This is a genomic window from Polaromonas sp. (assembly GCF_029945895.1).
GTDB lineage: Bacteria > Pseudomonadota > Gammaproteobacteria > Burkholderiales > Burkholderiaceae_C > Polaromonas.
Genome location: NZ_JAQSDL010000120.1, coordinates 83754 through 106214, shown reverse-complemented (window position 1 = coordinate 106214; position 22461 = coordinate 83754). Strand labels below are relative to the sequence as shown.

General features: G+C 62.7%; 19 protein-coding genes. 4 read left to right on the top strand and 15 right to left on the bottom strand.

Annotated elements, in window-relative coordinates:
• The coding region (locus PSV33_RS19355) for a TOBE domain-containing protein (RefSeq protein WP_300564315.1) at positions 1 to 461 on the top strand (461 nt) is incomplete at its 5' end.
• On the opposite strand, the gene PSV33_RS19350 is transcribed toward PSV33_RS19355, so the two are convergent.
• The 6 genes from PSV33_RS19350 to PSV33_RS19325 all read right to left on the bottom strand — a co-directional run bounded on the left by PSV33_RS19350 (position 458) and on the right by PSV33_RS19325 (position 5169).
• On the bottom strand, positions 458 to 1192 hold the full coding sequence (locus tag PSV33_RS19350) for a 1-acyl-sn-glycerol-3-phosphate acyltransferase (protein ID WP_300564313.1): 735 nt from the start codon (positions 1190 to 1192) through the stop codon (positions 458 to 460). The genes PSV33_RS19355 and PSV33_RS19350 overlap by 4 nt on opposite strands.
• A gap of 5 nt (positions 1193 to 1197) precedes the next feature.
• Positions 1198 to 2490: a dihydroorotase gene (locus PSV33_RS19345; RefSeq protein WP_300564312.1), complete on the bottom strand. Its 1293-nt coding sequence runs from the start codon at positions 2488 to 2490 to the stop codon at positions 1198 to 1200.
• A 148-nt stretch (positions 2491 to 2638) separates the two neighbouring features.
• Complete coding sequence (locus tag PSV33_RS19340) at positions 2639 to 3601, bottom strand: aspartate carbamoyltransferase catalytic subunit (RefSeq protein ID WP_300564310.1); 963 nt, start codon at positions 3599 to 3601, stop codon at positions 2639 to 2641.
• A 58-nt stretch (positions 3602 to 3659) separates the two neighbouring features.
• Positions 3660 to 4172 carry a bifunctional pyr operon transcriptional regulator/uracil phosphoribosyltransferase PyrR gene (gene pyrR, locus PSV33_RS19335; protein ID WP_300564308.1) on the bottom strand — a complete coding sequence of 171 codons (513 nt, stop codon included), beginning with the start codon at positions 4170 to 4172 and terminating at the stop codon, positions 3660 to 3662.
• Entirely contained in the window at positions 4169 to 4585 is a 417-nt protein-coding gene (gene ruvX / locus PSV33_RS19330; protein ID WP_300564306.1) for a Holliday junction resolvase RuvX, read from the bottom strand. Before ruvX ends, pyrR begins: the two co-directional genes overlap by 4 nt.
• A complete protein-coding gene (locus PSV33_RS19325; protein ID WP_300564304.1) occupies positions 4582 to 5169 on the bottom strand; it encodes a YqgE/AlgH family protein in 588 nt (195 codons plus the stop codon). Before PSV33_RS19325 ends, ruvX begins: the two co-directional genes overlap by 4 nt.
• A 114-nt stretch (positions 5170 to 5283) precedes the next feature.
• Between PSV33_RS19325 and PSV33_RS19320 the strand changes: the two genes are divergently transcribed.
• Positions 5284 to 6768 (top strand): deoxyribodipyrimidine photo-lyase, encoded by a 1485-nt coding sequence (locus tag PSV33_RS19320; protein WP_300564303.1) that lies wholly within the window; start codon positions 5284 to 5286, stop codon positions 6766 to 6768.
• A 58-nt stretch (positions 6769 to 6826) separates the two neighbouring features.
• Here the strand turns inward: PSV33_RS19320 and PSV33_RS19315 are convergent, their stop codons facing one another.
• From PSV33_RS19315 to PSV33_RS19290, 6 genes are all read right to left on the bottom strand, one after another.
• Positions 6827 to 13012: an Hpt domain-containing protein gene (locus PSV33_RS19315; protein WP_300564301.1), complete on the bottom strand. Its 6186-nt coding sequence runs from the start codon at positions 13010 to 13012 to the stop codon at positions 6827 to 6829.
• A 56-nt stretch (positions 13013 to 13068) separates the two neighbouring features.
• Positions 13069 to 15342: a methyl-accepting chemotaxis protein gene (locus PSV33_RS19310; protein WP_300564299.1), complete on the bottom strand. Its 2274-nt coding sequence runs from the start codon at positions 15340 to 15342 to the stop codon at positions 13069 to 13071.
• 30 nt (positions 15343 to 15372) lie between these two features.
• A complete protein-coding gene (locus tag PSV33_RS19305; RefSeq protein ID WP_300518156.1) occupies positions 15373 to 15903 on the bottom strand; it encodes a chemotaxis protein CheW in 531 nt (176 codons plus the stop codon).
• A 23-nt stretch (positions 15904 to 15926) separates the two neighbouring features.
• The gene (locus PSV33_RS19300; protein ID WP_300542104.1) at positions 15927 to 16292 is read right to left on the bottom strand and encodes a response regulator; all 366 of its coding nucleotides are present in this window, start codon (positions 16290 to 16292) and stop codon (positions 15927 to 15929) included.
• The gene (locus PSV33_RS19295; protein WP_300518151.1) at positions 16292 to 16690 is read right to left on the bottom strand and encodes a response regulator; all 399 of its coding nucleotides are present in this window, start codon (positions 16688 to 16690) and stop codon (positions 16292 to 16294) included. Before PSV33_RS19295 ends, PSV33_RS19300 begins: the two co-directional genes overlap by 1 nt.
• Positions 16691 to 16767: 77 nt before the next feature.
• On the bottom strand, positions 16768 to 16941 hold the full coding sequence (locus PSV33_RS19290; RefSeq protein WP_300564297.1) for a rubredoxin: 174 nt from the start codon (positions 16939 to 16941) through the stop codon (positions 16768 to 16770).
• A gap of 83 nt (positions 16942 to 17024) precedes the next feature.
• Here PSV33_RS19290 and PSV33_RS19285 point away from each other — a divergent pair, with 83 nt between their 5' ends.
• Both PSV33_RS19285 and hemL read left to right on the top strand, forming a co-directional pair.
• Positions 17025 to 17981 carry a bifunctional hydroxymethylpyrimidine kinase/phosphomethylpyrimidine kinase gene (locus tag PSV33_RS19285; RefSeq protein WP_300564294.1) on the top strand — a complete coding sequence of 319 codons (957 nt, stop codon included), beginning with the start codon at positions 17025 to 17027 and terminating at the stop codon, positions 17979 to 17981.
• A complete protein-coding gene (hemL, locus tag PSV33_RS19280) occupies positions 17965 to 19281 on the top strand; it encodes a glutamate-1-semialdehyde 2,1-aminomutase (protein WP_300564293.1) in 1317 nt (438 codons plus the stop codon). Before PSV33_RS19285 ends, hemL begins: the two co-directional genes overlap by 17 nt.
• A gap of 135 nt (positions 19282 to 19416) precedes the next feature.
• Here hemL and purH read toward each other — a convergent pair whose 3' ends face one another.
• From purH to dusB, 3 genes are read right to left on the bottom strand one after another with little or no spacing between them, the layout of a single operon-like run.
• Entirely contained in the window at positions 19417 to 20988 is a 1572-nt protein-coding gene (purH, locus tag PSV33_RS19275) for a bifunctional phosphoribosylaminoimidazolecarboxamide formyltransferase/IMP cyclohydrolase (RefSeq protein ID WP_300564291.1), read from the bottom strand.
• A gap of 53 nt (positions 20989 to 21041) precedes the next feature.
• Positions 21042 to 21278, bottom strand: a complete 237-nt coding sequence (locus PSV33_RS19270; protein ID WP_300564289.1) for a Fis family transcriptional regulator — start codon at positions 21276 to 21278, stop codon at positions 21042 to 21044.
• Complete coding sequence (gene dusB, locus PSV33_RS19265; protein WP_300564287.1) at positions 21275 to 22345, bottom strand: tRNA dihydrouridine synthase DusB; 1071 nt, start codon at positions 22343 to 22345, stop codon at positions 21275 to 21277. The genes PSV33_RS19270 and dusB overlap by 4 nt, the downstream gene beginning before the upstream one ends.
• Positions 22346 to 22461: the final 116 nt, after the last annotated feature.

The window sequence follows — 22461 nt, the reverse complement described above, 5'->3', positions numbered from 1 at the left end:
AGGGGCACCTGCACCAGTGGGATGAGGCCTACGAGCTGTACCACCGGCCCGCGACGCGTTTTGTGGCCGAGTTCATCGGCCACGGCGTATTCACCCGCGCCCAATTGACACAGCAGGACCACAACGTGGTGCTGCACACGGCACTGGGAGACCTCAGCGATGTGCTGGAGTGTCCCCTGCCGAGTGCCTACCCCGACGGCATCTGCGACGTGTTGCTGCGCGCCGACGACATCGTCCATGACGATGCAGCCCCGGTGAAGGCGAAAATCCTGCGCAAGGCTTTTCGCGGTTCCGAGTTTCTCTACACACTGCAGCTGCAAAGTGGCGAAACCGTGATGGCACATGTGCCCTCACACCACGACCATGCCCTCGGCGAATGGATTGGCATTCGCGCCGAGGTCGACCACGTGGTGACGTTCCAGCGCGACGACCACGCGCCCGTCGCCGCCCAGGAACCTTAAACGCCCGCGCGCAGCAGGCGCTCCACTTCCCGCTGCAGATCCACTGCCCAGGTGCGCCGGTCCCGGCCATCGCAGGGCTGGGGGTTCCCGAAAGTGACCTCGGCGCGAAGATGCCGCACGCTCAGGGTTTCCCAGATCGACACGAAAATCGAATCATCGTCGATGTAACGCGGCGCAAAACAGGTCTGCCCCGTATCGGCATCCACAAAGCGCAGGGCCACGGGCTGCACCGGTGCGTTCGCCGAAATTGCTGCCTGCAGCAGGTTGGCGTGAAAGGGCTTGAGGCGGGTGCCGTCGCCCGTCGTTCCCTCGGGGAACACGGCAAGCACGTCCCCGAGCTGGAGCTGCCGGGTCATGTGGTGCACCACGCGGTGGGCATCGCGCCTGGACTCGCGCTCTATGTACAGGGTGCCAGCACCGCCAGCGAGCGTGCCGACCAGTGGCCAGTGCCTGATATCCGACTTGGAAACAAAACGGCAGTAACGCGATGCATGCAGCACCACGATATCCAGCCAGGAAAGGTGGTTGGCCACCAGCAGGGCCGGCCCCTCTGCCACGGGAGATCCCCTGACCAGCAGCTCGATGCCGACTATCTTCAACATGGCCATGGCCCAGACCTGGACCCGCGCTTCTTTCGCCGGCTGCCCGAGCCGGGGAAACAGCGTCAGGATGGTCCACATACCGACCGCAATATGCGCCAGGGCGCGCAACAGGCGCCAGACGGCTTGCATGCCTTTCAGGCCTCGTACGCGACTTGCCCGCCTACCAGCGTCCAGCATACGCGGGCCGGCAACTGGTAGCCGGAAAACGGCGTGTGTTTGCCCTGGCTGCGCAAGGTGTCGGGCTGCACTGTCCATTCGGCCTGCGCGTTGAACACACAGATGTCGGCCACGCCGCCCTTGACCAGTTGCCCGGCGCTGGCCTGAAATGTCCCCAGAGCGCCGCCCAGGACGCGGGCCGGCTCACTGGTGAGCACAGCCAGCGCGCGGGACAGGCCCCCACCGCTGTCCGTGCCCCATTTGCAGGCCAGGCCCAGCAACAGCTCCAGCCCGGTGGCGCCCGGCTCGGCCTCGGCAAAAGGCAGGGTCTTCGCATCGGCCTCGACCGGTGTGTGGTCCGACACCAGCGCGTCGATGGTGCCATCGAGCAGCCCCTGGCGCAGCGCATCCCGGTCACGCTGCTGGCGCAACGGGGGATTCAGGCGCATGCGGCTGTCGAAATAGCCAATATCAGTGTCCGTCAGGTGCAGGCTGTTGATGCTGACGTCCGCCGTCACAGCCAGACCGTCGGCCTTGGCCCTGGCCAGCAAGGCCACGCCGGCCGCGCTGCTGATGCGGCAGACATGCACCCGCGCGCCGGTGGCTCGCATCAGCTCGAACAGCGTGTGCAGCGCAATGGTCTCGGCCGCCACCGGCACACCGCTCAGGCCCAGCCGGGTCGCCAGCGCACCGCTAGCGGCCACGCCTCCCCCCAGCCAGCTGTCCTGTGGGCGCAGCCAGACGGTGTAGCCAAAACTGGCGGCGTATTGCAGGGCGCGCAGCAGCACCTGGGTGTTGGCCAGAGGCACCTCGGCCTGGCTGAAACCGACACAGCCGGCCTCTGTCAGCTCGACCATTTCAGTCAATGCCTGCCCCTGCAGGGCCCGCGTGAGCGCGCCCAGCGGAAACACACGCGACTGGTGCAGCTTCTCCGCACGGAACTTGAGCATCTCGACCAGGCCGGGCTCGTCGAGCACCGGATCAGTGTCGGGCGGGCAGACCAGGCTGGTGACGCCGCCGGCGACGGCCGCTGCCAGTTCGCTCTCGAGCATGCCCTCGTGCTCGTAGCCCGGTTCGCGCAGGCGCGCCGACAAATCGATCAGGCCCGGCGCCACGATACAACCGCTCGCATCAATGGTCCGATTCGGAGCGAAGTCGGTCAGCGCACCGTGGAGCGAGACGATGCGCCCCGCGGCGATCGCCACATCCCCCACCGCATCATGGCCCGAGGCCGGATCAATGACCCGGCCGTTTTTGATGAGTATCTTCATATGGCCTCTCCGCAGCGCACGACATAACAAGCCCGGGGGAATCTTTCCGCCCAGCAGGGGCCGCGGAACCGGCTCAGCCGGGCCGCAGGCGCAGCGCCCCCTTGGGGGGCAGCGCAGTACGCGAAGCGACAAGCGTGGGGGCTTTTAATCATGCTTCGTTCCCGGCAACAATGCTCATGACGGCCATACGCACGGCGATGCCAAAGGTCACCTGGGGCAGGATCACGCTTTGTGCGCCATCAACCACGGCGGAGTCGATTTCGACACCGCGGTTGATCGGACCGGGGTGCATGACGATCGCGTCGGGCCTGGCAAGCTTGAGCTTGTCATTGGTCAGACCGAAGCTCTTGAAGAATTCATGGCTGCTGGGCAACAGGGCACCGGACATGCGTTCATTCTGCAACCTGAGCATGATGATCACGTCGGCTCCCTTGATGCCCTCTTCGAGGGTGTGGCACACGCGCACACCCATTTGCGCCATGTCGGCAGGCACCAGCGTTTTCGGGCCCACCACCCTCACCTCGGGACAACCCAGCGTGGTCAGCGCATGGATGTCGGAGCGGGCCACGCGCGAATGCAGCACGTCGCCGACAATCGCCACGGTGAGGTTGCTGAAGTCCTTCTTGTAGTGGCGGATGGTGTACATGTCCAGCAGCCCCTGGGTGGGGTGGGCATGGCGGCCGTCGCCAGCGTTGATCACATGCACATGCGGTGCGACGTGTTGCGCGATCAGGTAAGGTGCGCCCGATTCGCTGTGGCGCACCACAAACAGGTCGGCCGCCATCGCGCTCAGGTTGGAGATCGTATCGAGCAGCGACTCGCCCTTGGAGGCCGACGAGCGCGCAATATCGAGGTTGATCACATCAGCCGACAGCCGCGTTGCCGCTATCTCGAAGGTCGTGCGGGTGCGGGTGGAGTTCTCGAAGAAGAGGTTGAAGACACTCTTGCCGCGCAGCAGCGGGACCTTTTTGACCTCGCGATCGCTGACACTGACAAAGCTGGCAGCGGTATCGAGGATGTGGGTCAGCGTGGCTTTGGGCAGCCCTTCAATGGACAGCAGGTGAATCAGCTCACCGTTCTTGTTGAGTTGCGGGTTTCGTCGGTACAACACGATCAGACCTTTCGCAGGACGGCAGAAATGCAGGCGGAACAACCGCTGGTGCAGGCGGTCATGCCGTCGCCCCCTGCACCTGAAAGCTGAACCGGCCATCGTCACTGCGCGCCAGGGCCAGCGACTGCGACGCAGGCAGGGCCACCCGGGCCGCCGCAAAGTCGGCCTGTATCGGCAGCTCCCGGTCACCCCGATCCACCAGCACCACCAGCTTGACGCTGGCCGGCCGCCCGTAATCAAACAATTCATTGAGAATGGCGCGAATGGTGCGCCCGGTGTAGAGCACGTCATCGAGCACGATGAGGTGGGCGCCGTTGACATCAAAAGGCAGCACGGTCTGACCGCTGGCCGACAGTCCGCGCTGGGAGAAATCGTCACGGTGCATCGCGGAGGACAGCGTACCAATGTCGTCAGCAAGCGCCAGATCGGTGCGCAGGCGCTCGGCCAGCCAGACGCCGCCTGAAGCCACGCCCACCAGCCGCGGCGGGCGGTCATAGCTTGCCAGCAGCAGCTGCATGCCGCGCAGGACTTCGCGGTACAACGCCTCGGCGTCCAGGGTCAGGCTGGTCATGAAAAGCTCCTTAAAAACTGCTCGAGAATTATGCAGGCAGATGCCGCGTCCGCGTCAGTCGCCCCCTGAGACAGTGCTTCGGTGGTGCTGTAACGCTCGTCGACCTCGAACACCTGCAGGCCGAAACGTCCGCGCAACTGGCGGGCAAATTTCCGGGCCCGGTTGGTGTTGTCATGGCTGGCGCCGTCGGGATGAAAAGGAATGCCGACCACCAGGGCGTCGGGTTGCCACTCCCGGATCTTCAGGGCGATCGCCGCGAAACGGGCGTCGCCCTCGGCGGCGATGCTGCCTTGCGGTGTCGCCGTGCGGGTCAGCCGGTTGCCGGTGGCAACACCGGTGCGTTTGACGCCAAAATCGAAAGCCAGAAATGTTTGCAGGTTGGCGGCCATGGCAGGCGGAGCCGCAGCACTCATGCGTGCCCTGCCTCGGGCGACAACATCCAGCTCTGCAGGCCCAGCAGCATCAATGCCTTGTCGTAACGCTGCTCGACGGGCGTGTCGAAAATCAGCGCGAGGTCCGCCTCCACGGTGAGCCAGCTGTTGTCGGAAATTTCGGATTCCAGCTGCCCTTCGCCCCAGGCCGAATAGCCCAGGGAGACAAACACCCTGCGGGGCCCGGCGCCCGTGGAAAGGGCTTCCAGCACATCCTTGGAAGTGGTCATCTCCAGCCCACCGGGGATGGTCATGGTCGAGGCGTACACCGTTTCGTTGCCTTCGAGCATGCATTCATGGAGCACAAAACCACGCTCGGTCTGAACCGGCCCGCCCTGGAACACGAGGGACTTGGTCAGGTCGTCGCGCCTCAGGGGCAAAGCCACCTTGTCGAACAGGCCCTGGAGGTTGATGTCGCTGGGTTTGTTGATCACCAGGCCCAGCGCGCCCCGTTCGCTGTGCTCGCACATGTAGACGACGCTTCTTGCGAAAGCCTCATCGTCCAGCCCGGGCATGGCAATCAGGAAGTGATGGGTCAGGTTGATCGGTGCAGAATCCAGTGCCATGGCGCAATTTTACGCGCTGCTGCTACGCGCTGGAAGAAATAGCCACCAGCCTGTTGCGCCATCTCCATGCGCCCCTTCCCTAACCTGCGCCACATCCATGACTGCTCCCGGAACATGAACAAAACATACGCCACAGGCCTGATGTGGTTCCGACGCGACTTGCGTGTTGACGACAACGCGGCGCTGTACCACGCCCTCAAGGCCTGCCGCCAGGTTTTTTGCGTTTTTGTCTTTGACCGGGCCATTCTGGACGCCCTGCCGCGGGCCGACCGCCGCGTGGAGTTCATACGCGAGTCCCTGGTCGACCTGGACAGGCAGTTGGCGGAGTTGGGCCGCCACCACGGCGTGCTTCATGCCGGGCTGATCGTGCAGCATGGCCAGGCGGACGAGGTCCTGCCGACACTGGCGCAGAAGCTGTCTGTCGAAGCCGTTTTTGCCAGCCACGATGACGAGCCCAGGTCGCTGGCACGCGACGCGCGGGTCAGCGGGGCGCTGGCGGGGAACGGCAAGGCGTTTCACAGCTTCAAGGACCACGTGATCTTCGAACGCAGGGAGGTGCTGACACTGGGCGGCACGCCGTACAGCGTTTTCACGCCCTACAAAAATGCCTGGCTCAGGAAGGTGGACGAGTTTTACCTCCGTCCCTACCCGGTGCAGAACCACGGCGCGGCTCTGGCCGCCCTGCCTGCGGACAGCCGCACCGGCGTACCCACGCTGGGTGACATCGGTTTTGCACCGACCAACCTCGCTGAACTGAAAATCCCCACAGGCAGCCTCGGCGGCACGCACCTGTTTGACGATTTCATGGCGCGTATCGACCAGTACCACGCCACGCGTGACTTTCCTGCGATCAAAGGGCCGAGTTATCTGGGCGTGCACCTGCGCTTTGGCACGGTCTCCATCCGCCGCCTGGCGGCTACCGCCCTGCGCCTGCAAAGCGAAGGCAGCGCAGGTGCCGCAGTCTGGCTCAGCGAGCTGATCTGGCGCGATTTTTATGCGCAGATCCTGAGCAATTTCCCGCACGTGGCCGAGCGCTCGTTCAAGCCCGCGTACGATGCCATCGCCTGGGAAGAGGGCCCCCCTGCCGAGGCATTGTTTCGGGCCTGGTGTGAAGGCCGGACCGGCTACCCTCTGGTCGATGCGGCCATGGCCCAGATCAACCAGACCGGGTACATGCACAATCGCCTGCGCATGGTTGCCGCCAGCTTTCTGGTGAAAGACCTGGGCGTTGACTGGCGCTGGGGCGAACGATATTTCGCCGAAAAACTCAACGACTTCGACTTGTCAGCCAACAACGGCGGCTGGCAATGGGCAGCCAGCAGCGGCTGCGACGCGCAACCCTACTTCCGCATCTTCAACCCGACCAGCCAGAGCGAAAAGTTCGACGCTGACGGGAAGTTCATCCGCAAGTACCTGCCACAGCTGGCCGGGCTGACCGGTGCCGAGCTGCACAGCCCCTGGCTGGCCAAGCCCGTGGCGCTGGCGTCTGCCGGCGTCCGGCTGGGAGAGAACTACCCGCTTCCCGTCGTGCAGCATGACGCGGCGCGGGCACGGACCCTGCAACGCTACGCGCCTGTCAAGAAAACAGGCGCCGAATGAATGCTCCTGTTTTCATAGCTTGAGGCGCTTTCCCAGCAAGGGCTGGACGCTCATTTCTTTATGAAACGGCGGCCTCTGCGCTGCAATAGTGACGAATCAGGCTGAGCAATTCGTCCTCGGCATAAGGTTTGCCGAGGTAATGGTCAACGCCCAGTTCCTTGGCATGTTCGCGATGCTTCTCGGCAATGCGCGAGGTGATCATGATGATCGGCAAGTCGCTCAGGCGGGCATCACCGCGGATGTTGCGCGCCAGATCAAATCCGTCCATGCGCGGCATTTCAATGTCGGACAGCACCACCGTGGGACGCTCCTCCTGCAGACGTTCCAGCGCCTGCAAGCCGTCGGCGGCCATGGAAACGCGATAGCCCTCGCGCTGCAGCAGGCGCTGGGTCACGCGCCGCACCGTGATCGAATCGTCCACCACCAGAATCAGCGGAATCTGAGGTGTCACCGGAACAGGCGAAGAGACGGACAAACCGCGCCCCTCGTCAGCGCCCGACTGCTCGAGCATGTGCGGCTCGGCACTGTCGGAACTCCAGGCGCGCGCCTGCTGGCCGTAAACCGAGGCGAGTGCGACGGGGTTGTAGATCAGGACAACGGCGCCCGAGGCCAGCACCGACATGCCCGCCAGACCCGGCAGGCGGGAAAGCTGCGGGCCCAGGTTTTTGACCACCACCTCCTGGTTGCCCAGCACCTCGTCAACGTGCAGGGCCAGCCGCTGCGCGGCGCTTCGGAAAATGACCACCGGAGCGGTTTTGCCCTGGGGCTCGCTGCTCATGCGGGAGACCTGCAGCAAGGCACCCGACCAGAAAAACGGCACCGCTTCGCCGGCAACATCGAGCACGCCGCTGTTGTAGGCCTGCTGCAAATCCTTCGCCGAAATCCGGCGCACGGTTTCGACCACGTTCGCGGGCACGCCGACCGAAGAACCACCGGTGCGCAACATCACCACCTGCGTCACCGCCGTGGTCAGCGGCAACACCAGCTTGAAGTTGGTCCCCTTGCCTGCGACAGTGCTGGTTTCAATGCGTCCGCCCAAGGCGTTGACCTCGGAGCGCACCACGTCCATGCCGATACCCCGGCCGGAAAGCTCGGTCACGTGCGACGCGGTACTGAAGCCTGGCATGAAAATCATGTTGGCCGCTTCGTCGTCGCCGATCTGCTGACCCGGAGCCAGCAGGCCAGAAGCCACGGCCTTCTCGCGGATACGCTCCAGATTGAGACCAGCGCCGTCGTCGCGGAATTCGACCGACACGTCATTGCCCGACTGCTGCAGGCTCACGGTAATGAGGCCACTGGGGTCCTTGCCCGCGTTGGTGCGGGTCTGCATATCTTCAATGCCGTGGGCCACGCAGTTGCGCAACAGGTGTTCGAACGCAGGTGTCATGCGATCGAGCATGCCGCGGTCCATCTCGATCGTGCCGCCCTGCAGGTCCAGACGGACCTGTTTGCCGGTTTCCTTCGAGGCCTGGCGCACCACGCGGTACAGCCGCTCGGAAATACCCTCAAATTCCACCATGCGGGTGCGCAGCAGATCGCGCTGCAATTCACGCGTCTGACGCGCCTGGGCGATCAGATCGTCCTCGGTCGCTTCCACCGTCCGCTGCAAGGTACGCTGCACGGTCGCCACGTCGTTGACCGACTCGGCCATCATGCGGGTCAGTTCCTGCACGCGCGTAAAACGGTCGAATTCCAGCGGGTCAAAGCCGAGCTGCGCTTCCTTGGCCTGCTGCAGGCGCGACTGCATCTGCGTTTCAGAGTGCATTTCCACGTCACGCAGCTGCGCACGCAAACGGTTCAGGTTGCCGCTCAGGTCGTTGAGTGAGCCACGCAACTGGTTCAGTTCGGCTTCCAGGCGCGACCGCGTGATCATCACCTCACCCGCCTGGTTGACCATGCGGTCCAGCAGCTGCGAACGCACGCGTATCGACCCCGAAGACGCCGGTCGCAAGGGTTGCAGTGCGGTGGACTGGGCCACGGACATCATGACTTTGCGTGAGCCCGCCGCGGCGGCAACTGCCGGCACGGCCTGCGAACTGGCATCCGTCTCCACAACATCCGGTGCGGGGGCACCAGCCACCTCAACGGCGGCCGGAGAAAGCGGCGGCAAGGGTTCCAGCGCCTGGGCCGCGTCGCCAGGGTGACGCAGGGCTTCAAAGTTGGCCTGCATCGCGTCAAAAGTTGTCAGCAGCGAATCAAAATCCTGCGAGGCGGCAGCATCGGAGCCCATGTGCTCGATATCCGACTCGATCCGGTGCGCCATCTCGCCGAGTCGCATGGCGCCCGCCAGACGCGCACTGCCCTTGAGCGTGTGCAGGGCCCGCAACACTTCGTTGCGCGCACCATGGTTATCTGGACGAGCCGACCATTGGCGCAGGGCGCCGCCCAGCTGCGGCATCAATTCAGCGCCCTCTTCCTCAAAAATCGGAAACAGGTCCGGATCGATCACGTCGACCGCGTCAATCTCGTCATCCATGTCTTCACTGAATGCCGCAGACGCAAACGATGCAGCCGTTGCCACAGGCGCAGCAGGTGCTACTGCCGCCGTTGGCATGGCGGGCGACGCCGGCACCGCGACAGTCGCAGTGATCACAGGTGCAACGGGCAAGACCTTGACCGTCACCGAAAGTGGGCGTTCCTGCGCAGGAAGTACGGTGCCCTTCATCGGAACGCCGGCAGGCGCTTCCGGGGCTTCCAGAGGGGTCGCGGCAGAAACTGGTTCCTGCAATGCGACGGGGGTCTCAGCAGCCTCCGGCAGGGAGATGTCCATGGAAGTTTGAGCGGCGGCGTCGCTGAAGTCGATTTCCCGCAGAGCCTGAAGAATTCCGGGATCGGGCTGCTTGAGAAAGCCAGCTGCAAACTGATGCAGCAGGCGCCGGATGTCTTCGGCAGCGTCGATCAACAACTTGTTGTGCCTGCCGCTGCTTTGCCCATGCTGGATTTGCGTCTGCTGCAAGGCGTTTTCGAGCGCGCGCGCCATTTCAGACAGGGCTTCGAATCCAACCGTCGCCGAACTGCCCGCCAGCGAATGGGTGAGCGCGAGTGTGGAGTCGCCGATGGGGCGGTCGCGCTCCATCGTCCATTCCGTGACTTCGGTGACCAGCCGGCGCGACCACTCGTCAGCTTCATTGAGATAGACGTTGTAAAGCGGAATGCCAATACGCAACGAACCGATCACCTTGATCTGCTCGTCTGCGGCCGTTTCGCCGGATACCGGTTCATCGGAAGCACTTTCGAAAGATGCAGCGGACACATCTTCCTTCGCAAGGGCTGGAGACTGGCTCTCACTGTCCCCCGGCAAGGCAAAGTCAAAACCTTGCCCGTCCTGCGTCGCTTCCAATGGGGGCAGGGCCGCCGGAGCTTGGGCAGACTCTTCCTCAATAGCAGGCTGCCCCAGAAAATGCACGTCAAAATCGCTGGCCGACAATTCCAGCGGTTCGGCCTGTTCAGCGGGCGAAGGGTCTGCAAAATCCAGCTCAAACACGATCCCCGAAGGTGTATCCGGCACGGCGGGCGACTCGACGGCGACCGGTCCCGACAAGGCCGCGAGGCTGTCAAAGTCAATTCCCTGAATATCCGACAGCGCTGACGCCTCGGGTGCGGCAGGCGCCTCGAAAGCAGGCGCCGCAGGTTGCGCATCCATCACGAAGTCGAAGTCCAGATCCGTGCCCTCGGCCACTGGCAACGGGGCCACGTCCTGCCCTTGCTCAACAGGAGAGGCAACACTCGCCGCAGCCGGCGCCTGCAGCGCGGCTGGCTGCTGGATCGGAATGAAACGCCCCTCCTCCCGCATCGCATCTGCACTGGCTCGAAATGCGGAGGACGTCCAGGTCGTCTCACGACCCGAGGCAATGTCCTCGATCCATGCCGCAAACCCGTCCATGGCCTGCACACACAGCGCGCGGAATTCTTCATTGGAAGGCTTTTGCTCAGCCAGCCAGCCATTGAGCATTTGCTCCATGCCCCAGGCAGCTTCGCCAAACTCGTTGAGCCCGACCATACGGGAGCTGCCCTTGAGCGTGTGGAAAGCGCGCCGCAATATCGTCAGTTCTCCGATATCTCCTGGCTCAGTGGCGAGGGCGGCAAGCGCCGACTGCGCATGACCAGCGACTTCGCGCGCTTCCTCCAGAAAGATATCGCGCAGGTCGTCTTCCTCGAAATCGTCAGCGCCGGTGGCCGAGCCCCCAGGCGCCGCCTCAGGCGCAGCAGCCGGCGCGGTAGCCGCCACCAGACTGGTGAGAGAACCCGCATCGGACTGTGGGCCCTGCGCGGCAACGGCCAAAGCGGCATCACGGGCAGTCTGGGCAAGCGCTGGCTGGTCGGCCAGCGCCGCATGGGTTGCCAGAACATCGAGTTTGACGCTCAGACTTTCGGCAGAATCGCCGGCCTGGGCATCCTGAACGACGGACAGCACTTCCTGGGACAACTCGCTGTTGACCGTTACCGCCGCGGCTGCGTCCTGCGCGGTATGAATACGCCCCATCAGGGGTTTGAGCTCACCCTTGACATCGTCGTACACAAAAAGTTTTTTCGCGAGCGCCGGCTGGTAATTGAGCATGTCAATCAGGAAGCTCAATGCCCCCAGATTGTTGCCCAATTGCTCGAAGGCTCCGGAAGGGCGTGCCAGCTGATCGTCCACCGGTGTCACCAGCAGCATCTGCTCCACGCTCTCGCGCATGCGCAGTACCGCCTGAGAGGCCTGATCCAGCCCCAGCACGGACAGCACCCCACGCATCTGCGAGAGCTGGCCAGGAACCGCTGCCAGCGCCGCTTTTTCCTGCGGGTTGCGGAAAAATACATCAAGCGATTTTTCGAGTTCGCTCAGCGAGATGCGCAATTCGCCGACAACACTGCCCATCGTTTGTTTGTCGCTGACGCGGCGATACAACTCTTCCATCCACGACTCAAGCGGCTGCGCCTGGCCACCGCTTCGCGCGCTGTCGAGGCGCTGGGCCAGTCGGGCGGTCCGGATCGCCAGTTGTGGGTCGGCGGGATCGAGATCATCAAAAGCAGCTTCCAGGTAGAGCACGGCCGTGGCGACCTCAAGAGCCAGCTCGATGGGAGGCGCCAACCCGGAACGAACCGTCACTTCAATCACCTGTGTCAGCGCTGTGGCCAGGGGCTCACTCGGCGGATGCAGCTTGACCAGCGAATCGGTCACCAGACTGAACTGGTCAGCCACTGTCTTGAACTTGCTCACATCCCCCGCCGTCAGAGACGACCAGGTTTCCTTGGCCGAAACAATCCGTTTGCGGGCCTGGGCCAGCAGCGCAGGGTCGAAACGGCCAAACTGCACCGCCTCGTAGTCAACCGGCTTGAACCGGGTCAGGCCATAACTGGAGCGAATGGCAGACAGGACCGGGGTGTCGGCGGCACGGGCCGCTACGGCTTGTGAGCAAAAAAACAGCAGATCCTGGGCAAGCCGGTCCGACGCATCGGTGCCGCCCTTGGCAAAGGACGCATATTGCAGAAGCACGCGCGAAGCAGCGCGTTTGACATAGAGGTCCACCTTGAGCAAACCATGAGCCAGCGCTTCAAAATAGCCCGCTGCGATTTTCCAGAATGCCCTGGGCTCACCTGCAGGCTCGGCCTGGGCGAATCCCAGGCACATATCCCTGAAGCTCTGTGCTGCCTGCGGGTCGCCCGTACGCATGATTTTCAGGACCAGCTGGTCCAGCGACTGCCTCGACGCATCATCGTAAGCGACCGCGTTAACGGTGACCGCAAGCGCCGGGTCCATCCAGCGCCATTCGTACATCCAGAGGTCTGCCGGATGGATGCGATCCGCACCGACCAGCCCCTGCACGTCACGGTACTGGGGAAACAGCGAAACTGCTGAAACCGGCTTGTCAGCCAGCACTCCTTCGAGGTATTCGGTCAAAGCAAAACTGGCCTGCTCAACCTTCGCCGCAGCCTCCTGATTGCATTGCTCTGGCCGCTGCACAAACCGCTGCACAGCTGATTCCATCGCGCGCAGTACCAGCGCGGGCGCACCCAAACCGACCATCTCCAGCGCACCGACAGCCTGGTGCAACTGCTGGCGCGCAATGCGCAACTGGCTTGCATCAAGGGCCGCGAGATCAGAGCCGCGCGCCAATTCGGCGTCTCGCACAAAACGCTTCAGGGCCTTTGCAGCACCGTCCAGAGATTTTCGAAGTTCGTCCAGCACCCACGCCAATGGACCCAGATCATTCACGGCCAAGTCGAGGTCGGCAGGAGATGAATTCGGAGCGTTCAATTGCATAGATAGCAGGCCGGTTCAGAAATCGAAGGTCACGGACAGGAAAAATCGGCGAGACGTCAGGCGATCTTGAATCGCGAGACGGACTGCCTGAGCTCTTCGGCCATGCGGGACAAATCACGCACCTGCTGCGCAGTGGATCGCGTACCTTCTCCGGTTTGCTCGGTCACCGCAAAAATGTGCTGGATGTTGCCGGCCACCACGTTGGCAGATTCGGCCTCCCGGGATGCAGAGTCGGAAATCTGCTCGATCAGGTCAGCAAGCCGGCGTGAAACCAGGTCAATCTCCGACAGTGCGGTACCGGCGCTGTCCGACAGCTTGGCTCCTTCGACCACACCCTGCGTGGAGCGCTCCATGGCGGCCACCGCATCCTGCGTGTCGGTCTGAATGGCTTTCACCAGCGCAGAAATCTGGCGCGTCGCATCGGCAGAACGCTCAGCCAGCCGCTGCACCTCCTCGGCAACCACCGAGAATCCGCGACCGGCTTCACCCGCGGACGCGGCCTGAATGGCCGCATTGAGCGCCAGCACGTTGGTCTGTTCGGTAATGTCCGAAATCAGTTCGGTGATCTCGCCAATCTCCTGGGACGACTCACCGAGTCGCTTGATTCGCTTGGAGGTTTCCTGAATCTGGTCGCGGATGGAGTTCATGCCGCCGATGGCGTTTTGCACCGCCTGCAAACCTGATTCGGCGGCGGTCAGCGATTGGCGCGCCACCTGGGAAGATTCCTGCGCCTGGGTGGACACCTGGTTGATTCGGGTAGCCATGTCAAGCACCGACTGGCCGGTTTCGCGAATTTCACGCAGCTGTTCAGTGGAGGCTGCCAGCAGCTCGGTCGAGGTGCTTTCCACCTGGGCCGTGGTTTGCGCCACCCGTGTCGCCGTGTTCTGCACGTTGCCTACCAGTTGGCGCAACTCTTCCACCGTGTAGTTGACCGAGTCGGCAATGGCACCGGTAATGTCTTCCGTCACGGTCGCTTCCTGGGTCAGGTCTCCTTCAGCCACTGTCTGCAACTCGTTCATCAATCGCAAAATGGCGGCCTGGTTGGCGTCATTGACGCGCTTGGCGTCCTGCTCCATGCCTTTGGCTTCCAGCCGCTGATTTTCAGCGACACCCTGGCGCTGCCGGCTGTCAAGCACCTGCAAACGGGCCAGACCTGCCGCGCAAAGCAACGCAAAGGCAGCAGCAGCGGCCAGCGTCGCCAGTGCCCCGACACCCAGGCCGGTTTGTGACGACAACTTGCCCTGAATGTCCTCCAGGCCCCGACGCAAAGGCTCACTGTCGGCAATGATCGAAGCCTGCGCCTCACGAGCCGAGACCAGACCCTGCAAGTTGCCCAGAATCGCACCCGCCTGCACCCGGGTCTGCTCATACAGCGCCATCAGCGCCTCGAGCCGTTCGCGCGTCTGCGGGTCCTTGGAGCCCGCCAGGCGAAGTTCGGGACTGCCCTCCTGCAAGCCCTGTGCAATTTCCTTGAACGAGTTCAGGTCCTTACCCAACAGGAACACGGCTTCGGGGCTCACGCCCTCCATGGTCAGAAATTCGTTGGCGGATTTACCGATACGCTGGGTCAACATCACCAACTGGCCCGCCGCTGAAATTTCTGCGGGCGCCGCGTTCTGCTGGAGCTTGAGCGAAGACACCGTCTCGGCAATTTCAAGCAGATCCGACGACTGCCGGTTGATGGTGCGCAGCGCGTTTCCCACCTGCGTCAAAATGGCCTGCTGCCCCATCACGGTTGATGCATTTTTCTCAGCGCGCTCCATCAGCGGCGTCACCGTCTCGACATCCGGCTGCAGGGGAGCGGCGACCGGCTCAAGACGCAGGGATTCATCGCCAGACTTCAAGCCACGCACGGTTTTGGCCAGCACGTCAGAGCTTTCTCGCACGTCGGGGAATGCCTGGGCACTGCCCACCAGCGCCTGGGACACAGACTTCGCGAGTCGCTGCGACTGCATCAGCGATTGCCCGGTGGCGGCCACCTGCTGCGCGACCCTGTCCGCCTGGTTCAGTGCGACAAAAGTCACGGAGCCGAGCACCACGACCGCAAAAGCGAGCAGGATCACCAGGATCCGCTGGTGCTCGCCCATGGGCCTTCGGCCCAGTACCGGCAGGGCCAGCTTTTCAACATTCTCCGGGACGTCCTCGGCGGACAGGCTTTCAGGACCATCACTGCCACCCAGGCGCGCCGTGGAGGCTGAACCACTCGAAGCATCCATCGCCCCCGTTGCCAGGGGATCCACCGACATGTCCAGCGAGACGCCATCCATGCTGTCCTCGGGTGGCGCAGACTTTGTTTTGAACAGCTTCTGAATATTTTCGACAACAGACATGGTGAGCCTTCCGGGAAAAACGTGATAGCGCTAGGCGCTGATGGTCAAGAAATGGGCTTGTTGCGCCAGCAACTGCAGGTTGATTTCCTGCCAATGCGTACCGTTCGAATCCACATAGCTGTGGCCGAAAAACTCCGGCGCGTCGGGCGATCTTTCTGCAAAGTCCGTGAACGCTTCCGAGTTACGCAGGCCGGCCAGCTTGTCGATCTGCAAGGCGCAATTGATCTCCAGCGCACTGTTGAGGGCCACCAGCCGCGACTCGGTACGTGCCAGCTCACTGCGCGCCGGCGGCATTTTCCCGGTCACAAAACTCGCCAGATCAACCACGCCATACAGGCCGCCACGCAGATTGGCCACACCGGCAAACCAGGCTTGCGTGTAGGGCACATTCTGCGCACTGACCCAGGGAAAGATTTCTCCGGACTGATTCAGGGGGAAGAGGTATTTTTCACCCCCCGCCTCGACGGCCAGCCAGGACGCCGAAACACCCTGGGTCTTGGCCGCCTTCAGCCTGTCGGCGAGACGGCTTTGCAGTTCTCTTAGCGCTTGTCGGTTGGCCATGCTTTAGAGGGTTCGGTGCGGGATCAGCCCAGCGCCTTGATTTTGGCCATCAGGTCGTCAGCATCCACCGGCTTGGTGATGTAGTCCTTGGCGCCCTGGCGCATGCCCCAGACGCGGTCGGTTTCCTGATTTTTACTGGTACACATGATGATGGGCACGTCTGCGTACAGGGGGTCCCGGGTAATGGCGCGCGTGAGTTGAAAACCATTTTGCCCGGGCATCACCACGTCCATCAGGATCAGGTCAGGCTTTTCCTCGGCCAGCCGACGAAAGGCATCTTCCGCGTTCTCAGCGGTTTTCACGGCAAAACCTTTTTTGACCAGCAGGTCGGTCATGAACATCAACTCCGTTTTAGAGTCATCCACAATCAGTATTTTTTTAATCGTCATCACGCTACTCCTTGTTTTGCGCTGCCCAGTTCCTGAACGGTGTGCAGCAACTGGTCTTTGGTAAATGGTTTGGTCAGGTAGTCCTGCGAGCCGACCATCCTGCCTCTCGCCTTGTCGAAAACCCCGTCCTTGGAAGACAGCATCACAATCGGGACATTGGAAAATTTCGGGTTGCGCTTGATGATGGCGCAGGTCTGATAACCGTCCAGACGTGGCATCAGGATGTCGCAAAAGATCAAGTCAGGCAGGTAGTCGTTGACTTTGGAGAGTGCGTCAAAGCCGTCCTCCGCCAGGAGCACCTCATGGCCTCCCTGCTTGAGGAAAATCTCCGCGCTGCGCCGGATCGTGTTGCTGTCGTCGATGACCAGGACCTTGAGACCCGAACTGGTATTACTCACTGACTGTGCTCCTTGTACCGCGTCGCCGGCCCGGCACCGCCCCCCGCGCGTTTTGTTTAGACACCTGGCGCGACCATTCAGATTTCAACCATTTCGAAGTCTTCCTTGCGCGCGCCGCATTCGGGACAGGTCCAGTTCATCGGTACCTGGGCCCAAGGTGTGCCTGCCGCTATGCCGTGTTCTGGCGCACCGGTTGCTTCGTCATAGATCCACCCACAAATTAAACACATCCAGGTCATTGATTGAGTCACAGCTTAAGTTGCCTTCGAATAGAATGCAACAATTGTATCGAGGCGGCGTTGCTTATTCGCTTACGAGGCAAAATTCCAGCCCTATGGCAAACCCCACCCCCACTCCTCTGGATAGCCCGCTAATGGAAACAGAGGACAGCGAAACCTCTCCAGCCTGCGTGATGAGCTTCAACGCCAACGACCCCAGCGGCGCTGGCGGCCTGACGGCGGACATCAGCGCCATCACATCCGCTGGCGCCCATGCGCTGGCGGTTGTCACTGGCGCCTATGTGCGTGATACGGCCGAGATTTTCGATCATGTTTCCTTTGATGAGGAGGCGGTGACCGAGCAGGCCCGCACGGCACTGGAAGACATGCCCGTTGCCGCCATCAAGGTCGGTTTTGTCGGAAGCCCGGAAACCATCAGCGCGATTGCAGAAATTGCATCGGACTATGCCGATGTGCCGCTGATTGCCTACATGCCCAACCTGTCGTGGTGGGAAGAAGAGGCGATCGACAGCTATCTCGACGCGTTTCGCGAACTGATGCTGCCGCAAACCACCGTGCTGGTGGGCAACCACAGCAGCCTGTGGCGCTGGTTGCTGCCGGACTGGACCGGCGACAAGAGCCCGTCGGCACGTGATATCGCCAAGGCCGCTTCCGAGTTCGGCGTGCCCTACACGCTGGTAACCGGCGTGCCCCTGCCCGAACAGTTCATTGACAACGTGCTGGCCACGCCGCAGGCCATTCTCTACAGCGAAAAATTCGAACGTTTCGAGGCAGTGTTTGCCGGTGCCGGCGACACGCTGACAGCCGCACTGACGGCACTGCTCGCCAACGGCCACAACCTGCAGGCCGCGACGGCCGAAGCGCTGACTTATCTCGATCACAGCCTGGACGCCGGTTTTCACCCCGGCATGGGCCATATCGTGCCTGACCGGCTGTTCTGGGCCCAGACTGAAGAAGACGCCATGGACGCTGGCGACGATGACAGCGATCCGGACACCCCCCTGCTCCCCCTGCCTCCCTTTGACCTACCCACCAATGGCACCAAACACTAGTCCCGACACCTCCCGCAATGCAGCGCTGTTCGAGCGCGCCAAAAAACTGATTCCCGGCGGTGTCAATTCGCCGGTACGCGCCTTCAAGGCCGTCGGCGGTATCCCGCGATTCGTGCAGCGCGCCCAGGGCGCCCATTTCTGGGACGCCGACGGCCAGCGCTACATCGACTACATCGGCTCCTGGGGCCCGATGATCCTGGGCCATGGGCACCCCGCCGTCGTCGAGGCGGTGCAAAAGGCCGTGCTCGAGGGCTTTTCCTATGGCGCACCGACCGAACGCGAAGTGGAGCTGGCCGAGGAGATCGTCAAGCTCGTGCCGTCCATCGAGATGCTGCGCCTGGTGAGTTCCGGAACGGAAGCCACGATGAGCGTGATCCGGCTGGCGCGTGGCGCCACCGGTCGCAGCAAGATCATCAAGTTCGAGGGCTGCTACCACGGTCACTCCGACGCGTTGCTGGTGAAAGCCGGCTCGGGTCTGGCCACTTTCGGAAGCCCGACCAGCGCAGGTGTACCGCCTGAGGTCGTGCAGCACACGCTGGTGCTCGAGTACAACCACATCGCCCAGCTGGAAGAAGCTTTTTCAATACACGGCAAGGAGATTGCCTGCCTGATGATCGAGCCGATCGCCGGCAACATGAACTTTGTGCGCGCCAGCGTTCCCTTCATGAAACGCTGCCGCGAACTCTGCACCCAATACGGCGCGCTGCTGGTGTTCGACGAAGTCATGACCGGCTTTCGCGTTGCCCTCGGCGGCGCGCAAAGCCTGTATGCCCAGAGCATTCCCGGCTTCCAACCCGACATGACCGCATTGGGCAAGGTGATAGGTGGCGGCATGCCCATGGCAGCCTTTGGCGGCACCCGAGCGGTGATGGAGCTGCTGGCACCTCTGGGTTCGGTCTACCAGGCCGGCACGCTGTCGGGCAACCCGGTGGCCACGGCCTGCGGACTGGCGACCCTGCGTGAATTGCAAAAGCCCGGTTTTTATGAAGCGCTGGGCGAACGCACCCGCAGCCTGGTCAGCGGCCTGAAGCAAGCCGCCGCCCAGGCGGACGTGGCTTTCTGCGGCGACAGCGAAGGCGGCATGTTCGGTTTTTTCCTGCTCGACCAGTTGCCACAAAACTACGCCACGGTGATGACGACCGACAGCCCGGCCTTCAACCGCTTCTTCCATGCGATGCTGGATCAAGGCGTGTATTACGCACCGGCGCTGTATGAAGCCGGTTTTGTAAGTTCGGCGCACACAGCGGAAGACATCGCCGAAACCGTCGGGGCCGCCGCCCGGTTTTTCGCTGCGCGCTGAACGCCGCACAAGCCGGCCAAAGAGAAGACTTCGGCCAAGCCAGCCCGGCGGGCGCTCAGTCTGCTACTGATTACATAGCTGGTAGCGCCCGTGGAATAAGGGCTGCAGGCATTTTTTACCTATGAAACCCGGGTTTCAATGGCGAAAGTGCCGCACCCCACTGAGCACCATCACCACGCCGCGTTCGTCGGCCGCATCGATCACTTCCTGGTCACGCATGCTGCCGCCCGGCTGGATCACGCAGTTCGCACCCGCATCGACCACCACGTCGAGGCCGTCGCGGAAAGGAAAGAAAGCGTCGCTTGCAACGGCCGTGCCCTTGAGCGACAGGCCGGCATGCCCGGCCTTGATGCTGGCAATACGCGCCGAGTCCAGGCGGCTCATCTGCCCGGCGCCCACACCCATGGTCATGCCATCGGCACAGAACACGATGGCGTTGGACTTGACGTATTTGGCGACCTTCCAGGCGAACATCAGGTCCTGCAGCTGGGCCGGCGTCGGCTGCAGCTTGCTGACCACCTTGATGTCGGCCAGCGCCAGGTCGTGGTTGTCGGCGGTCTGCATCAAGAGGCCGGAGCCGACGCGTTTGATGTCCATCAGGTTACGGCCCTGTTGCCACGCCGTGTTGCCACCCGGTGGCAGGTCGATCTGCAGGATCCGCACATTGACCTTGGTTTTGAAGACCTCGAGTGCTTCTGGCGTGAAGCCCGGGGCCATCAACACCTCGACAAACTGTTTGGAGATCTGCTGCGCCGCCGCTTCGTCGAGCGTGCAGTTCAGCGCGATGATGCCGCCGAAGGCCGAGGTCGGGTCGGTCTTGAAGGCCTTGCTGTAGGCCTCCAGCGCGTCCTTGCCCAGAGCCACGCCGCAGGGGTTGGCGTGTTTGACGATGACGCAGGCCGAACCTGAAAAACTCTTGACACACTCCCAGGCGGCGTCGGCGTCGGCGATGTTGTTGTAGGAGAGCTCCTTGCCCTGCAGTTGTCTGGCGGTCACGAGTGAACCCGGCGCCGGGTACAGGTCGCGGTACAGCGCAGCCTGCTGGTGTGCGTTTTCGCCGTAACGCAGGTCCTGCACCTTGACGAAGCGGCCGTTGGACTGGCCGGGAAACAGGCCGTGCGCACCGCCCGGCTGGATGCCAGAGAGGTAGTCGCTGATGGCGCCGTCGTACTGGCTGATGCGATTGAAGGCGGCCACAGCCAGGGTGAACTTCGTCGCGTCGCTGAGTTTGCCGGCCGTCTTGAGCTCCTCCAGCACGCCGGCGTATTGCGAGGCGTCGGTCAGCACACCGACATCCTTCCAGTTCTTGGCGGCTGAACGCACCATGGCCGGGCCACCGATGTCTATGTTTTCTATCGCGTCTTCCAGCGTGCAGCCGGGCCTGGCGACGGTCGCTTCAAACGGGTAAAGGTTGACGACCAGCAGGTCTATCGTGTCTATGCCGTGGGTTTTCAGCGCGGCCACGTGTTCGGGCACATCGCGGCGCGCCAGCAGGCCGCCGTGCACCATGGGGTGCAGGGTCTTGACGCGGCCGTCCAGCATCTCGGGGAAACCGGTCAGTTCAGCGACCTCGGTCACGGGCAGCTTCTCGTCAGCCAGCAGCTTGGCGGTGCCGCCGGTGGAAATCAGCTTGATGCCCAGCGCGTGCAGCGCACGTGCAAAGTCAACAATGCCGGTTTTGTCGGAGACGGATATCAGGGCGTTCATGCGTGTCTTTGGTTTTTTTGGGGGATGGGATGCGATGGCCGGGTCACTTGGGGTCACTTGATCAGTTTGTGTTCAAGGAGTTTTTTGCGCAGGGTGTTGCGGTTCAGGCCCAGCCATTCGGCCGCACGTGACTGGTTGTGGTCGGCATGCTGCATCACCACCTCCAGCAACGGCTTTTCGACCACCCTCACCATCATGTCGTACATGCCATCAGGTTCGGTGCCGCGCAGGTCCCTGAAATAAACTTCCAGGCTGGTGCGTACGCACTCTTCGATGTGTTTCTTGCTCATGCGAGCTCTCCCTCCTTCTTTTTCTGTCCTGCATTGTCGCCGACGGCCGGCTGCGCCATGCCGCTCCCCACCACGGGCATGCGGTCCATGCACTGGCCCAGCCCGTCAAAAAAGTCTGCCACCGCCTGCCACTGTGCCTCACTGTCTTCCAGCAGGTTCATGCGGCTGCGGAACGCCTCGCCACCAGGCAGCGTCCTGACGTACCAGCCGATGTGCTTGCGCGCGGAGCGCACACCGCTGAAGTCGCCGTACAGTGCATAGTGATCCAGCAGGTGGTCGAGCAGCAGGCGTTTGACCTCGGCCACCAGCGGCGGCGCAAGATGCGTGCCGGTCTGCAGAAAATGCGCAATTTCCCGGAAAATCCAGGGGCGGCCCTGGGCGGCCCGGCCCACCATCACCGCATCGGCGCCTGTGTAGGCCAGCACATCGCGGGCTTTCTCAGGTGTATCGATGTCGCCGTTGGCAACCACCGGAACGGCCACCGCGGCCTTGACCGCCGCTATCGTGTCGTACTCGGCGCGTCCCTTGTAGCCCTGCTCGCGTGTGCGGCCATGCACCGTGAGCATCTGCACACCCGCGCCTTCAAAAACACGTGCCAGCGCGACAGCGTTTTTATGCGATTCGGCCCAGCCGGTGCGCATCTTCAGGGTGACCGGAACGCCGCGCGGCGTACAGGCGGCCACCACGGCCTCGACAATGGCCAGAGCCAGTGGCTCATCCTGCATCAGGGCCGAGCCGGCCCACTTGTTGCAGACCTTCTTGGCCGGGCAGCCCATGTTGATGTCGATGATCTGCGCGCCGCGGTCGATGTTGTAGGCGGCGGCCTCGGCCATCATCTGCGCATCGGTGCCGGCAATCTGCACGGCGATCGGCGCGACTTCACCGTCGTGGTTGGCGCGGCGCGAGGTCTTCAGGGTGTCCCACAGGTCACGCCGCGAGGTGACCATTTCACTGACCGCATAACCCGCCCCCCCGGCCTTGCACAGACGCCGGAACGGCCGGTCGGTGACACCCGCCATCGGCGCGGCAAACAGGTTGTTCGCCAAAACGTAGGGGCCGATGTTCATGGAAATGGGAGGCAGGTGTGGGTGCGCAAAAGCGAGGCACGATTGTAACTGCCCAAAATTTCAGCAATTTAAATCTGAAAGCAGGGTGCGCGAACCGGCTCCAGCGCCAGGAAACG

Bases quoted from the DNA above. Each gene is read 5' to 3' on its own strand.
- pyrR (WP_300564308.1), bottom strand. From the start codon at position 4,172: ATGACCAGCCTGACCCTGGACGCCGAGGCGTTGTACCGCGAAGTCCTG.
- ruvX (WP_300564306.1), bottom strand. From the start codon at position 4,585: ATGAGTGCTGCGGCTCCGCCTGCCATGGCCGCCAACCTGCAAACATTT.
- PSV33_RS19310 (WP_300564299.1), bottom strand. From the start codon at position 15,342: ATGTCTGTTGTCGAAAATATTCAGAAGCTGTTCAAAACAAAGTCTGCG.
- PSV33_RS19350 (WP_300564313.1), bottom strand. From the start codon at position 1,192: ATGCAAGCCGTCTGGCGCCTGTTGCGCGCCCTGGCGCATATTGCGGTC.
- PSV33_RS19285 (WP_300564294.1), top strand. From the start codon at position 17,025: ATGGCAAACCCCACCCCCACTCCTCTGGATAGCCCGCTAATGGAAACA.
- PSV33_RS19305 (WP_300518156.1), bottom strand. From the start codon at position 15,903: ATGGCCAACCGACAAGCGCTAAGAGAACTGCAAAGCCGTCTCGCCGAC.
- PSV33_RS19300 (WP_300542104.1), bottom strand. From the start codon at position 16,292: ATGACGATTAAAAAAATACTGATTGTGGATGACTCTAAAACGGAGTTG.
- PSV33_RS19325 (WP_300564304.1), bottom strand. From the start codon at position 5,169: ATGGCACTGGATTCTGCACCGATCAACCTGACCCATCACTTCCTGATT.
- PSV33_RS19270 (WP_300564289.1), bottom strand. From the start codon at position 21,278: ATGAGCAAGAAACACATCGAAGAGTGCGTACGCACCAGCCTGGAAGTT.
- dusB (WP_300564287.1), bottom strand. From the start codon at position 22,345: ATGAACATCGGCCCCTACGTTTTGGCGAACAACCTGTTTGCCGCGCCG.
- hemL (WP_300564293.1), top strand. From the start codon at position 17,965: ATGGCACCAAACACTAGTCCCGACACCTCCCGCAATGCAGCGCTGTTC.
- PSV33_RS19345 (WP_300564312.1), bottom strand. From the start codon at position 2,490: ATGAAGATACTCATCAAAAACGGCCGGGTCATTGATCCGGCCTCGGGC.
- PSV33_RS19320 (WP_300564303.1), top strand. From the start codon at position 5,284: ATGAACAAAACATACGCCACAGGCCTGATGTGGTTCCGACGCGACTTG.
- PSV33_RS19315 (WP_300564301.1), bottom strand. From the start codon at position 13,012: ATGCAATTGAACGCTCCGAATTCATCTCCTGCCGACCTCGACTTGGCC.
- purH (WP_300564291.1), bottom strand. From the start codon at position 20,988: ATGAACGCCCTGATATCCGTCTCCGACAAAACCGGCATTGTTGACTTT.